14 protein-coding genes are annotated in these 12,968 nt (G+C 63.3%); 4 read left to right on the top strand and 10 right to left on the bottom strand.

The window, feature by feature from the left end; translation table 11 throughout:
- Window positions 1-156: 156 nt before the first annotated feature.
- From sauS to sucD, 3 genes are read left to right on the top strand one after another with little or no spacing between them, the layout of a single operon-like run.
- Complete coding sequence (gene sauS, locus MKK51_RS21565) at window positions 157-1,536, top strand: acylating sulfoacetaldehyde dehydrogenase (RefSeq protein ID WP_243980928.1); 1,380 nt, start codon at window positions 157-159, stop codon at window positions 1,534-1,536.
- A complete protein-coding gene (locus MKK51_RS21560; RefSeq protein WP_243980782.1) occupies window positions 1,533-2,678 on the top strand; it encodes a succinate--CoA ligase subunit beta in 1,146 nt (381 codons plus the stop codon). The genes sauS and MKK51_RS21560 overlap by 4 nt, the downstream gene beginning before the upstream one ends.
- A complete protein-coding gene (gene sucD, locus MKK51_RS21555; RefSeq protein WP_243980780.1) occupies window positions 2,675-3,586 on the top strand; it encodes a succinate--CoA ligase subunit alpha in 912 nt (303 codons plus the stop codon). Before MKK51_RS21560 ends, sucD begins: the two co-directional genes overlap by 4 nt.
- Before the next feature lie 79 nt (window positions 3,587-3,665).
- On the opposite strand, the gene MKK51_RS21550 is transcribed toward sucD, so the two are convergent.
- The 9 genes from MKK51_RS21550 to MKK51_RS21515 all read right to left on the bottom strand — a co-directional run bounded on the left by MKK51_RS21550 (window position 3,666) and on the right by MKK51_RS21515 (window position 10,869).
- Window positions 3,666-4,040, bottom strand: coding sequence for a hypothetical protein (locus MKK51_RS21550; protein ID WP_243980778.1), 375 nt, complete (start codon window positions 4,038-4,040; stop codon window positions 3,666-3,668).
- 20 nt (window positions 4,041-4,060) lie between these two features.
- Window positions 4,061-4,480 carry a hypothetical protein gene (locus tag MKK51_RS21545; protein ID WP_313898829.1) on the bottom strand — a complete coding sequence of 140 codons (420 nt, stop codon included), beginning with the start codon at window positions 4,478-4,480 and terminating at the stop codon, window positions 4,061-4,063.
- On the bottom strand, window positions 4,461-4,529 hold the full coding sequence (locus MKK51_RS27430) for a hypothetical protein (RefSeq protein WP_313898828.1): 69 nt from the start codon (window positions 4,527-4,529) through the stop codon (window positions 4,461-4,463). The genes MKK51_RS21545 and MKK51_RS27430 overlap by 20 nt, the downstream gene beginning before the upstream one ends.
- A gap of 590 nt (window positions 4,530-5,119) precedes the next feature.
- Window positions 5,120-6,583: a class I adenylate-forming enzyme family protein gene (locus MKK51_RS21540; RefSeq protein ID WP_243980776.1), complete on the bottom strand. Its 1,464-nt coding sequence runs from the start codon at window positions 6,581-6,583 to the stop codon at window positions 5,120-5,122.
- Window positions 6,584-6,610: 27 nt separating this feature from the next.
- The gene (locus MKK51_RS21535; protein ID WP_243980774.1) at window positions 6,611-7,342 is read right to left on the bottom strand and encodes a CoA-transferase subunit beta; all 732 of its coding nucleotides are present in this window, start codon (window positions 7,340-7,342) and stop codon (window positions 6,611-6,613) included.
- Window positions 7,335-8,162, bottom strand: coding sequence for a CoA transferase subunit A (locus MKK51_RS21530; protein WP_243980772.1), 828 nt, complete (start codon window positions 8,160-8,162; stop codon window positions 7,335-7,337). Before MKK51_RS21530 ends, MKK51_RS21535 begins: the two co-directional genes overlap by 8 nt.
- A 27-nt stretch (window positions 8,163-8,189) precedes the next feature.
- A complete protein-coding gene (locus tag MKK51_RS21525; protein WP_243980770.1) occupies window positions 8,190-8,903 on the bottom strand; it encodes an enoyl-CoA hydratase/isomerase family protein in 714 nt (237 codons plus the stop codon).
- The gene (locus MKK51_RS21520) at window positions 8,903-10,060 is read right to left on the bottom strand and encodes a CaiB/BaiF CoA transferase family protein (RefSeq protein ID WP_243980769.1); all 1,158 of its coding nucleotides are present in this window, start codon (window positions 10,058-10,060) and stop codon (window positions 8,903-8,905) included. The genes MKK51_RS21525 and MKK51_RS21520 overlap by 1 nt, the downstream gene beginning before the upstream one ends.
- Before the next feature lie 17 nt (window positions 10,061-10,077).
- Window positions 10,078-10,869: an IclR family transcriptional regulator gene (locus MKK51_RS21515; protein ID WP_243980767.1), complete on the bottom strand. Its 792-nt coding sequence runs from the start codon at window positions 10,867-10,869 to the stop codon at window positions 10,078-10,080.
- Window positions 10,870-11,160: 291 nt separating this feature from the next.
- On the opposite strand from MKK51_RS21515, the gene MKK51_RS21510 reads away from it, so the two are divergent.
- Window positions 11,161-12,468, top strand: coding sequence for an MFS transporter (locus MKK51_RS21510; protein ID WP_243980765.1), 1,308 nt, complete (start codon window positions 11,161-11,163; stop codon window positions 12,466-12,468).
- Between the two features lie 316 nt (window positions 12,469-12,784).
- Here MKK51_RS21510 and MKK51_RS21505 read toward each other — a convergent pair.
- The coding region (locus MKK51_RS21505) for an SRPBCC family protein (RefSeq protein ID WP_243980763.1) at window positions 12,785-12,968 on the bottom strand (184 nt) is incomplete at its 5' end.

Here is a 12,968-nt window from a genome sequence, read left to right as displayed (position 1 = left end):
CCAGAGCCTCAACGGCCCTCACCTCCCCTTCCCTCCGAAAGAAGGAATCCGCCCATGCCCGTCGTCGGTCTGAAGACCCCCGACCGCCCCATCGAGCGGCAGGAAACCGTCCCGGTCCCCCCCAACCCGATCGCGCCGGGTCCCGTCGAGGGCGTGATGCTAAAGGCCCGTGCCGCGCAGCGGGATTTCGCCACCGTCGACCAGGAGACTGCGGACGCCGCCGTCCGGGCGCTGGCCTGGGCGTTGTACAACCCGGACCATGCCCGCGAACTTGCCGGCCTCGCCGTCGAGGATACCGGCCTCGGCAACATCCCCGACAAGATCCGCAAGAAGCAGCGCAAGACCTTCGGCACCTTGCGCGACCTCTTGCGCGCGTCATCGGTCGGGGTGATCGAGCGCGACGAGGCCAAGGGACTCGTGAAATACGCGAAGCCGATGGGGGTGATCGGCGCGGTGACGCCCTCGACAAATCCCGGTGCGACGCCAGTCAACAAGGCGATGATGGCGATCAAGGGTCGCAACGCCATCGTCATCGCGCCCTCTCCGCTCGGCTATCGCACCACGGCACGCATTGTTGAGCTGATGCGCCAGGAGCTCGACAAGATCGGGCTGCCCGACGATCTGGTGCAGATCCTGCCCTCCCCCGTGACTAAGGACTCGACAGAGGCCCTGATGAAGGCCTGCGACCTCGTCGTGGTGACCGGCTCGCAGGACAATGTCCGCCGCGCCTATTCGAGCGGAACGCCGGCCATCGGCGTCGGCGCCGGCAACGTGCCGGTCATTATCGACGAGACCGCCGATCTCGATGCTGCTGCGGAGAGGATCTGCGAGTCGAAGATCTTCGACAATGCGACCTCATGCTCGTCCGAGAACGCGGTCGTGATCGTCGACGCTGTCTACGACGGAGCCATCGCCGCGTTGGAGCAGGCTGGTGCCTATCTCTGCACGCCCACCGAGACACAGCGGATCGCCGAGCGCCTATGGGTCAAGGGAAAGCTCAACCGGGACCTCATCGCCCGCGATGCGAGCGTGCTGGCAGAAGCGTTCGCGCTGGCGCCGGAGTCTGAGGGTAAGAAGTTCTTCCTGGTTGAGGAGAGCGGGGTCGGCAAGGCCTATCCCTTCTCCGGCGAGAAGCTCGCCCTGGTTCTGACCGTTTATCGCGCCAGCGACTTCGCGGCCGCCAAGGAGCGGGTCCGCGCGATCCTCGAGCACCAGGGCAAGGGCCATTCCTGCGGCCTGCACACCCGGAATATGGACCGTGGTCGCGAACTCGCCGAGGACCTCGAGGTGGTGCGCGTCCTCGTAAACTTCGCTCACACCTTCGGTAATGGCGGCGGCTTCAACTCGGGCCTCGGCTTCACCCTGAGCATGGGCTGCGGCTCCTGGCAAAAGAACTCGATCTCCGAGAACCTGAGCTTCCGGCACATGATCAACATCACCCACCTCGTGACGCCGATTCCGGAGGACAAGCCGACCGAGTTGGAACTGTTCGGGCCGCACTGGAAGCGGATCGGATACGAGGAGTCCGCACAATGAATTTCCTGGAAGTCGTCGCGAAGCAGCGCGTCCTCGCCCCGGCCGGGATTCCGGTCCCTCGCAGCGTCCATTGCCACACGGCCGAGGAGGCTGCGCTGGCCTTCGAGGAACTCGGACCCTGCATGGTCAAGGCCCAGGTCCCCACCGGCAAGCGTGGCAAGGCCGGCGGCATCAAGCCGGCGAACTCGGCCACGGAGGCGAGGAGCGTCTCCGAGCACATCCTTGGCATGACCATCGACGGCCATGCCGTCGGCTCGGTGCTGCTGGAGGAGCAGGCCGAGATAACACGAGAGTTCTACGCTGCCATCCTGATCGACTTTGCGAGCCGGCGTCCTCTGGTGCTGTTTTCCACCGAAGGCGGCATGGACATCGAGGTGGTCGCCGCGACGCGGCCCGACGCGTTGCGCCGGCACCTCGTCGATCTCGACACGGGCTTCGAGCAGGCGGCGGCCTTCGCCATGCTGTCCGGGCTCGACATGGCAGGCACCGAGCAGCGCGTTGCCACGGTGCTGGCGGCGCTCTACCGCGCGAGCGCCGGGACAGATGCGGAACTCATCGAAATCAACCCCCTTGCCGTACTCGCGGACGGGCGGGTCGTCGCGCTCGATTGCAAACTCACGCTGGACGACGCAGCAGCCTTCCGGCAGCTGGAACTTGCTCCGCAGGCGGCCGCCGAGCCGATGACCGATCTCGAACGGGAGGGCGCCGAGAATGGCCTCAAATTCATTCAACTCGACGGCAATGTCGGCGTTCTCGCCAACGGCGCCGGGCTCACCATGACGACGATGGACGTGATTGCCCATTGCGGTGGCCGCCCGGCGAATTTTTTGGAGATTGGCGGCGAGGCCTACACCAAGTCGGAAGCGGCGCTGAAACTCGTGCTGTCGAATCCCGGTGTGAAGAGCCTCGTGGTAAATTTCTGCGGTGCCTTCGCCCGCACCGACGTGATGGCGGAGGGCGTCGTCACGGCCTGGAAGCGATTGAACCCGGCCATCCCGGTCTTCTTCTCGATCCACGGCACCGGTGAAGACGAGGCCGTGCGTTTCGTGCGCGAGGGGCTCGGCCAGGAGCCCTTCGATCTGATGGAGGACGCGGTCCAGGCCGCCGTCAACGCGGCCAGCAGTGCAGGAGCAGCCCGATGATCATTTATCGCCAGTCCGCCCGCGTGCTCGTCCAGGGCATCACCGGCAAGCAGGGCACCTTTTGGACCGAAAAGATGATTGAGTGCGGCGCGCAGGTCGTGGCCGGCGTGAATCCTAGGCGGGCCGGCGAAACCCATCTCGCTGTGCCGGTTTACGCGACAGCCAAGGCCGCCATGGCTGAGACGCCCTTCGACATCGCGGTAATGTTCATCCCGCCAGCCATGGCCCGCGATGCGGCGCTCGACGCGATCGAAGCCGGCGCCAAGACGGTGGTGATCCTCACTGAACACATTCCGGTCCGGGACGTCATCGCGATCCACCACGCAGCTTCGACAAACCATACCCGTATCATTGGGCCGAACACCGCAGGCATTGTCACCCCGGGCGAGGGCTTCGTCGGCATCATGCCGGGGCACAACCCGAACATCTTCCAGCCGGGCGAGATCGGCGTGATCTCGCGCTCCGGCAGCCTCGGCACGCTGATCTGCCTCAACCTGACCAGGGCGGGGATCGGCCAATCGGCCTTCCTCGGCATCGGCGGCGATCCGATGATTGGCACCACGACCCGCGACGCGCTGAAGGCCCTTGATGAGGATCCGCGGACCCGTGCGGTGGTGCTGGTCGGCGAAATCGGCGGCGCGATGGAAGAGGCGGCGGCGGAATACGCCTCAGGCATGTCGAAGCCCGTCGTGTCCTTTATCGCCGGACGCGCCTCCCCACCCGGAAAGAAGATGGGCCATGCCGGAGCAATCGTGTCGGGGACGGTAGGAAGCTACGACGGCAAGCGCCGCGCGCTCTTGGCGGCAGGCGTCGTCGTTGCCGATACGCCAGCGGAGATCCCCGGCCTGCTCGAAGCCGGGCTCGGGGGCGCCGCTACTCAATCGGAAGTCATGGCATTCAGGGCCTGAATCGCTGACCGAAGACCTCGCATTGAAATTGCCCGGGCCTATCAGCCCGCGGCGCTTTCGATGTTGCGATTTCGGCAGTTTAGGCGCCGACGATCGTCTTGAGGTGACCGACCAGCGAGGCGACGGTGCCGAATTTCTCGGCGAAGTCCGGATCAAAATACGCGGCGCGCGCGGCGACGATCAAGACAACCATCGCCCAAAAAAGACCGACGCCCGAACGCAACACAATCCGCGAAGAGGCGCTGGGACGATTTTGGTCGCAGCCCTGCGCGACGGGCTCGCCGTAGGGGTCGAATTGAATGGGACGCATGACGATCACGAGTGCTTGATGACTGTTCTTTAAGTCGTCACAGCATAGCCTCGAAGCAATGGCTGCAATTTCCATATTTAGGTGACGATGGAGAGAGTCCTTCTCCTTGTTGAGTGCGGCGGAGAATATTTCACTCGGACGCATCTTCCAGTCCTGTTTAATCCCTAGAGGAGTGCCACTAGATTCGGCGCCAGCGCGTAGCAGAGATAGCTGCCCTCCTGGATGATCGTCGTCGGTAGGCCGACACGCGCGATGCGCCAAGCAGCCGACGAGAACCCCGATTCCGTCACAGCGAGCACGCCGAGTGGATCGCCTTGTGCGGCGTCGAGCCCCAAGGCGGCCACCAGCGCCGTCCGACGATAGCTGAGGATGCGCGCCAGATCCTGATCGATCTCGGCGAGCCACCCGTCATCGCGGGTTCCTGAGGCCAGTGGAAAGTTGAGGTTGAAGCCGTCGCTTGCCCCATCCCAGTCTCGTCGGCGAAGCCTGCGAAGAACGGGATGTGGTTGGCTGGATCGGCATGGACCGAAACGGTCAGCACGTCCGAGCGCGCAAGAAGAAGCCTTACGTACCGTTGTCGTGATGCACGCCGATGTCGAGGATCGCGACAGGATCTCTGGTGGCCGCGCGCAGGCGCTGGGCGGCGATCGCCGTGTTGTTGAGGTAGCAGAAGCCTCAGGGAGAATCGGCATAGGCGTGGTGGCCGGGCGGCCGGCAGAGCGTGTAGGCGCAATGATGCTCCCAGCCGTATCGGCCGCGCCGATTGCGGCTTAGGTCGATTCGGAGACCGCGTCCCAGGTGCTCACCCGGATCGTGGTATACGTGTCGACAAGTTAGTAGCCGAGTTGGGCCAGCAGGCCCTTCGGCTTCCGACGTATGTGGGGGCGGGCGAAATGTCCCGTGAGGAGCTCGTCCTCGACACGGGGTCTGTCATCGCGATGATCCCACACCTCGCGCAGGAAGGCGACTTAGTTCGGGTCGTGCACGGCGAGGATCGGTGCGACGCCGTGATCCTACAGCGCGAGAATCGTGTGTTCGGTGGCTGCCACTGCGTCGTACCGCCTCGTATAGCGCTCCGCCTGCCCCAGATAGGGGATCAGTGTCCCGCGGCTGAAGAATAATCTGGGGTCGAGCCGCGTCGCCGGCAAGTTCGAGACTATCTGTACGATGACATCCCGCTGCCAGATGGCTCTTTGGCCCGTTTCCCTTCAGCCGATGATGCCTCAGGCGTTCAGCAGGCTCCGCAACGACTTGCGGTCGGTCTTGCCAACTCCGTTCGTAGGAAGCGCGGCGAGGCTGCGGATCTCGGCCGGAACGTAGATCCGCGCAAGCGAGCCGCGGATGAAGTCCTTGAGGCCCGTCTCGTCTAGAGACTCCCCGTCGCGCAGCACCACGAAGGCGACCGGCACCTCGCCGAGATCGTCATCTGGGGCGCCGACGACGCAGCAATCGCGTACTGCTGGGTGGGTCGCGAGTTGCCGCTCGATCAGGGCTGGCGAGATGTTTTCTCCCCCGCGGATGATCACGTCCTTGATCCGGCCGGTGATCGCCAGGAAACCGTCTTCGTCGAAGCGGCCGAGATCGCCCGTACGCAGCCAGCCATCTACAATAGGCTGCTCCGGGCTGCCGAGATAACCGGTCATCAAGGCCGGTCCGGTGATCCGGATCTCGCCTTCCCTGCCTAACGGAACCGGCTTGTTCATAACCGGATCGAACAACGTGACAGTCTGGCCCGCTAGGACCGTCCCGATCGTTCCAAGCTTGCGCCGCTCCGGCGGGTTCATCGTCGAGGTGCAGGTCGCCTCTGATAGGCCGTAGGATACGATGAGGGGTACGCCGAAGGCCTCCTCGATCTGCTCATGGAGGGCCGGCGTTATCGGGGCCGAGCCGCAGCGCAGGAACTTCAGCGAAGGAAACCGCTCACCCGGTATCAGGTGCGGCAGCATCCGCGCGTAGATCGTCGGGACGCCCGTTAAGTAGGTCGGCCGGTCGTTGCGAAGGTGCGCGAGGGTCATCTCCGGCTTGAATCGGTCGAGCAAGATTACGCTCGCTCCAGCTAGGAAGGGCACGATCAGCTGATTATTGACACCATTAGTGTGATAGAGCGGCATGACGTGGAGCAGCCGGTCATCCGACGTGGTGCCCGTGTGCCGCACGACGCCATCGGCGTTGCAAATCAGCGCTCCATGGCAAAGCAGCACACCTTTGGGTCGGCCGGTGCTGCCTGAAGTGAACAGCAGCATGGCGTTGTCGTGGGCTTCGAGCGCCTCGTCGATGAAAGCACCCTCACCCTCAAGGTCGCTTAGGGTGCGTATGTCCAGGCGCGTCTGTGCAGGAATGTCGAAGCGGCCGATTAGCGTCTCGTCCACGACGAGGTGGCGCATGCCGACCACATCGGCCTGTTCCGCGACGATGTCGGGAGCGAGGCCTGGTTCGAGGAAGCAGACGCAGGCGCCGGCCTGCATAGCGCCGAAATAGGCCGCGATGGCGTCGACCGATTTCGGAGCGATCACGCCGACCATCGCGCCGTGACTGACGCCCCAGGTGCGGAATCCCGCTGCGAAGCCATCGATCCGAGTCTGGAGATCTGCGTAGCTGACCTGTTCCGGAGCGATGATCGCTGTAAGGCTGGCTGAAGCATGGCGCGTCATCGCCTCGCGGAGGCGTGCGCTGATCGACTCGGCCATGACGGGTCCTCCCGGTTGTTCTTAGGCTCAGCGCAGCTTGATCGCCGCGTCGCGTTCGAAGTCGCCGTCCGCATCGAGCTTGGACAGCGCGGCCGCTTCCGCTTCGGTCGGCGGAGCCGTGGGCTCGGCCCCGTCTGCCTCAAAGGCGAAGCCAGTGCGGGCACGGACCTCGTCGAGGCTCGCCGCCGGATGCCAAGAGGACAGGACGAGGCGTCCTTCTCGCTTCATGAACACCGCTATAGGCGTCACCACCCCGTGCATACCGCCGGATGCCGTGATGAAGTCGAGGGTCTCAACAAGCGTCCTGATCGAGTGCTCGGTGCGCCAAGTGACGGCCCGCTTAGCGGTCGGGAGCATCACCGCGCCGCCGCCGCCGCCGGGCAGCCGGACCTTCGGCGCGTGCCAATCCCCGATCACCGAGACGTTAGTGCGCCCGAGCCCGTCGACCTGGGCCGCGCCGAGGTAGCAGAGGTCCATTTGGCCTCGGGTGCAAAGGTCGTAGAAATCCTCGTTGGAGAAGATCGAGCGCGAGCCCTCTGCCAGTACTGGGTCGGAACTCGAAATCGGAACCTTCGACGGGCGCGGATCCACGCCGCCAGCCACGTTGATGTAGGTGAAGTCGAAATCGTAAGCCTGCTTGGCGACGAGGCAAGCCAGCATCGGCAGCGCCGAGTTCACACCGCTGAAGGTGATCTCGCGGGGGCGGACGAACCGGGCGAGGTTCGTGACGATGTAGGAGAAGCCCGACCATTCACGCATGGGCTGCCTCCCGTGCCTCGGGGGCAGAGTCGAGGTGCTGTTTCAGCACGGCCGGGCCATCTTTCATGTACGCTTCCACGGCCGGGTAATCGACCTCGTAATGGGGCCAGCACGAGCCTGGCCAGGCTCCGTTCTCGACCACGCTGATTGCTTCGACGAGGAAATGGGGAATCATCGTCAGCTCTGGCTGCTCGCGAAAGGAAGTGCTCGGTGCAAGCTTTTCGGCAACCACCAGCACGCGCTTGGCGGATCGGCTCATGATTCGGTCCCAATGCGAGGTACCGTAGACGCGGACATCACCCTCCTCGCTGACTTCGTTGGCCATGATCACCGCGAAATCCGGCGTGATCTTCGGAATGGCATAGACGGACTCGCCGGTGCCGTAGGGGTCTTCGATCTGCTTCCAACCGTTCAGCCCTGGCAGATCGGAGCCATGGATGCCGCCACAGGGCATGAACGGTACGCCGAAGGCCGAGGCGCGCAGACCCGCAGTCAGGGTTGCGCAGGCATGCTCCTCTAGCCTGATCTCGCCCCTCTCAACCGCTTTCCGGTACCAGGGCGCGAGGCCGAAATTGCCTTCCATGGCGACGATGCCGGCCCGGGCCCGCGCCAGCGCGCCGGCGCGACACAGGATGTCGATGTCGTAACCCGGAGATTGCTTGACGACTTCAAGGTCCTTGCGGCCCTGTCGGATCAGTTCGCGCACCAGGGCGAAGGGGCCGCGGTGCAGAAAGCTGCCGCCGAGAGCCAGCGAGCTGCCATCGGCGACGAGGGCCGCGAGCTCCGTCAGCGGAATGATTTTCGATGAGTGCGAAGCCACGTCAGCTCTCCAGATCGGTGTTTCGTCTCAGGCGCGATAGGCCTGGATCCGTTCCTTCAGCCCCGGCCGCGCGGCCGAGGTGACGAGGTCGGCGAGATCCAGTGCCCGCGTGTCGGTCGAGGTGGCAGCGATGAGGGCGGCGTTCGCTTCTACCGACAGCCGCACCGAGGTCGCAGCGGCCTTCGCGACGACCTCGTCCCAGTCCTCCTTCGGCGCGGCCTTTGTCAGGAAGCCGGCGGCCAGCGCTTCGGTCGTGTCGAAAGCCTGGCCTTCCTCCAAGACCTGCCGGGCCAGCGTGTTGCCGACTCGCTCGGCGTATCGGCGCGTGCCAAGCACGAGCCCGAAGGACAGGCCCGGCATCCGGAAGGTCGCGCCGGGATCGGCGACGCGCCGGCCACAGGAGCAGATCAAATCGACGCCCGCGCCAAAATTCCGGCCATGCGCGAGCGCGAGGGTGTCGAAGGGCGCGTGGTAGACGGCCTGCAGCAACTGTTCGATCCGGACAAAGCGCAGGACGAGGTTCCCCTCGGATTGATCCTCATAATCGCCGAAATCGAAGCCAGCACTGAAGTTGCGCCCGTTGCCCTTAAGGACGAGCAGGCGGACATTGGTGGTGCTCGCCTGCTGGATCTGGTCGAGCAGCGCTTCGACGAGCTGTGCCGAGAGCGCGTTCATCTTATCGGGGCGGTTGAGTGTCAGGGTCAGCATGGCGCCGTCCCGCGCGATCAGAAGCTCGTCCATCATGCGCTCTTCGCGATAACCACGGCGGCAGCACCGAACACCTCGTCATTATGTTCGCCGAGTGCCGGAGGGTCGCGGTAGATTGGGAACCCCTCACCTGAGAATTTCAGCGGCGAGACGAAGGTGCGCGTCTCGACACCCGAGGGCAGCTTTACGGGCTGGACCCAGCCCATATGCGCGACCTGCGGGTCGGCGAGCGCCTCGGCATAGCTGTTGATCGGCGAGCAAGGCACGCCGGCATTCCGGAAGCGTTCGAGCAGGTCTGCGCAGGAATGGGCTGCGAAATCCCGTTCAAGAATCTTGAGTAGTTCGGTCTGGTGATCGGCGCGCAGGGCAGTTGAGGCGAAGCGCGGATCGTCGATCAGGTCCGGCCGTTCGATGGCGTTGCAGGCCGCGCGATAGAGAGTGTTGTTGCCCGCGGCCATAGCGAAGTAACCGTCCTGGGCGCGGAAGGCCTGATAGGGAGCGTTGCGCGGATGGGCGGAGCCGAGACGCTCCGGGGCCTTGCCGCTCCCGAAATACTGGCTCGTCTGAAGAGCGCCCATGGCGAGCGAGGCCCCGAACATCGAGGCGTCGATATGCGTACCTCTGCCGCCGGCGCCCACCTGCAGCAGCGCAGCTGCAATGGCGTAGGCGGCATAGAGGCCAGTCCCGAAATCCGAGATCGGCACTCCGCATTTCACGGGTGGCGCTCCCGGCTCGCCGGTTACGCTCATGACACCGCTCATGGCCTGGAGCGTCAGGTCGAATCCGGCCTCGCGCGAGCGTGGACCCTCCTGGCCGAAGGCCGATATCGAGCAATAGACGAGCTTGGGCTGGTCCATGCTTACGGTAGCGTAGTCGAGGCTGAGCCGCTGCATCACACCGGGGCGGTTGTTCTCAAGCACGACGTCAGCGGAGCGGATCAGGTCGCGCGCCTGATTGTTCCCGGCGGGATCCTTGAGATCGAGGGTCACCGAGCGTTTGTTACGATTGAGCGATGCGAAGTTCTCGCTGTAGCCTGCGCTGATCGGAGGCCATGCCCGCATGGTGTCGCCGCCCTCCGGGTTCTCGACCTTGATGACGTCGGCGCCCATGTCGGCAAGCAGCATGGCGCAGAACGGACCGGCAGCGACGCTGCAAAATTCGATGACGCGGATACCGGAAAGCGGTCCCAAAGCCTGTCCTCCTGAAATCAAGCGGGTTCGCGCATCGCGCCAGTTCGGATGATCCGCGGCGCGAGGTCGATGGGGTTGTAGCCAAGAGCGCGCGACAACCCACGGGCGGCGTCGACGACCACGTCGCTGAAGCGTCGTAGAGCCGCCGGATCGAGCCGATCCGAGGGGCCGGAAATTCCAATCGAGGCGATGGGCTTACGCATCGCATCATGGACGATGGCAGCCAATCCGCAGACACCCTCGCGCCACTCGCCGCGGTTGATTGCGAAGCCCTGCACCCGCACCTGCTCCAGCTCGCGCCGCAGGATGTCGAGGCTGGTGATGGTGCGCGCGGTATAAACCGGCAGCGGATCGGTGAGATGTGCTAGCGCCTCCTCTTGGTAGGCGAGCAGCGCCTTGCCGGAGGCGACGCAGTAGGCCGGAGCCCGGCCACCGATTGAGGAATAGGCGCGCACGGGATGCGGGCTCTCGATCTTGTGCAGGTAGATCACCTCGGCCCTGTCGAGCAGCGACAGGTGGATCGTCTCTTGGGTCTGGTCCGCTAGCGAGCGCATGAAACGCTCGGCGACCTGCCGCACATCCACCCTAGCTAGGACTGAACTTGCCAGCTCAAAGAGCTTCAGGGTGCACTCGTAGGCGCCTCCTGGAGTTGCGCGGACATAACCCGCCACGACCAAGGTCTGCAGCGTGCGGTGGACGTTACTTTTAGTCAGGTCGAGAGTCCGGGCGAGCTCGCTGACGCCGCGCGGCGCATCACTAGCCGCGAGGTGTTCCAGAACGGTTAGACCTTTGAGAAGCGTGCTGTCCATCGTTCCAATATTCAATACGACGTTCTAAGTAAACTCATATCGCTTGCGTACCGGCATGGTCAAGCCGGTTAAGGGAGAAAATGGAACAATGCTTCTTAAGATCATTCAATCCATATAAATTTTATGCACGATGCTTCTGCATCCGATTGACGGGCGCGACATGATTTACCTAATGTAGCATATCGTAGACCAGTGTTCCAAATATTAGAACAATAGAATGCCGGTGTTTGGAGCTCTGGCCTGCCGGACGTTTGGGCGGTCGAGACTATAGCGGGTTACAGGAGGGGAAACATGGACGCCACAGTTAAGGGACGGCCGACCAAGAAGGATGTTGTCCGCGTTGTTAGCGGCAACTTCCTCGAGATGTTCGATTTCATGGTCTACGGATTCTACGCCTCGTACGTAGCGCAAGCCGTCTTCCCAAACGACAACGAGTTCGTCTCGTTGATGCTTTCCTTAATGACTTTCGGCGTTGGCTTCTTGATGCGCCCACTCGGCGCCATCGTGCTCGGCGCTTATATCGATCGGCACGGACGCCGCGCCGGCCTGATCTTAAGTCTCGCCATCATGTCGGTCGGCGTCGCGATGATCGCCTTCACCCCAACCTACGCGTCCATCGGCCTTGGCGCGCCTCTCCTGGTTATTGTCGGACGTCTACTCCAAGGCTTCTCGGCGGGGGCCGAGTCAGGCGGCGTCTCGGTCTATCTTTCCGAAATCGCAACCCCTGGAAACCGCGGATTCTACGTGAGTTGGCAATCCGCTAGCCAGCAGGTCGCCGTTGTCTTCGCTGCCATCATCGGTGTCAGCCTGCGCGGCATTCTGACCGATCAGCAGATGCTCGAATGGGGTTGGCGCATCCCTTTCCTCATCGGCTGCATGATCGTTCCTGTGCTGTTTTGGATTCGACGCTCGATGCAAGAGAGCGAGGAGTTCACCCAGCGCACTAAGCGCCGTCAGCCGACGTTACGCGAGATCTACGGCTCACTCCTGCAGAACTGGGCGATTGTGTTTAAGGCCGTACTTCTCGTCACGCTGACGAGCGTATTCTTCTACATGATCACCGCCTACACCCCAACCTATGCTCGGCAGGTGCTAGGCTTGAGCGCTAACGACAGCTTTCTTGTCACGGTCTGTGTCGGCGTAGCAAACTTTATCTGGGTGCCCGTCATGGGTGCCGTGTCTGATCGCGTCGGGCGCCTTCCCGTCCTGATCACCTTCTCGGTACTGATTGCGATTACGGCCTATCCAGTCATGGCATGGCTGGTGTCGGACCCATCCTTCGCGCGGCTGTTCGCGGCGCTGATGTGGATGTCTTTCCTTTACGGCGGCTACCAGGGCGTGATGGTCGTCACGTTGACCGAGATCATGCCGGCTGATGTACGCGCCACCGGCTTCTCACTAGCCTACAGCTTGGCCCAGGCGATTTTCGGAGGCTTCACCCCCGCGATCTGCACCTATCTCATCCATGTGACCGGCAATCGCGCCATGCCCGGCTTGTGGCTCGCCTGCGCTGCGGTGATCTCGATTATTGGAACGCTTACGCTATTTCGGAATACCAACCTATTCCGCAGGCTGGCTCCAGCGGCCGGCCCGGTCTGATGTAAAAACTTCAGTCGCGGAGCCCTGAGGATACTGCTGGAATTCACCAGCATCCGCGACTTCGTATCACCCAATCCGGCAAATGCACCTGCATTAGCTACTCGATCCAGCGGAAGGCGGGGTGCGCTCTCTTTCGACTCTCCATCTAAACCCATCGAAACGCCTAGAGTGCTGTTTAACGGCGCTTTGGCGGCGGCTGGCCGGGGCTTCCTCCCTGGGAGAAGGGGGAGCCTCTGCCAAAGCATCAGTGCCCCCCTGAGCACTCTGATACCCTTGAGCGGTGCCGATGCTAGCTGCATGCCATAGGGTTCTAACCCTACGGTCTCGCATCCTTTGCAATGCCAGCTAAACCCTGTTCGTAAACGCCTTCGATGTCGGCCTTCGCCTCCGCATCGGTCATCCCGGCTGCATCGAAGGTCGCGGTCCAGACCACGGTCGACCCACTGCCTTTTGGATGCACGGCGATCGTCGCGTTGTAGGCCTTCACGGGTAGCGGCCCA

The organism is Methylobacterium sp. E-045 (genome assembly GCF_022829685.1).
In the GTDB taxonomy this organism is placed as follows: Bacteria; Pseudomonadota; Alphaproteobacteria; order Rhizobiales; family Beijerinckiaceae; genus Methylobacterium.
The sequence above is the reverse complement of the archived record's forward strand: the minus strand, read 5'-3'. Positions and strand labels throughout refer to the sequence as shown.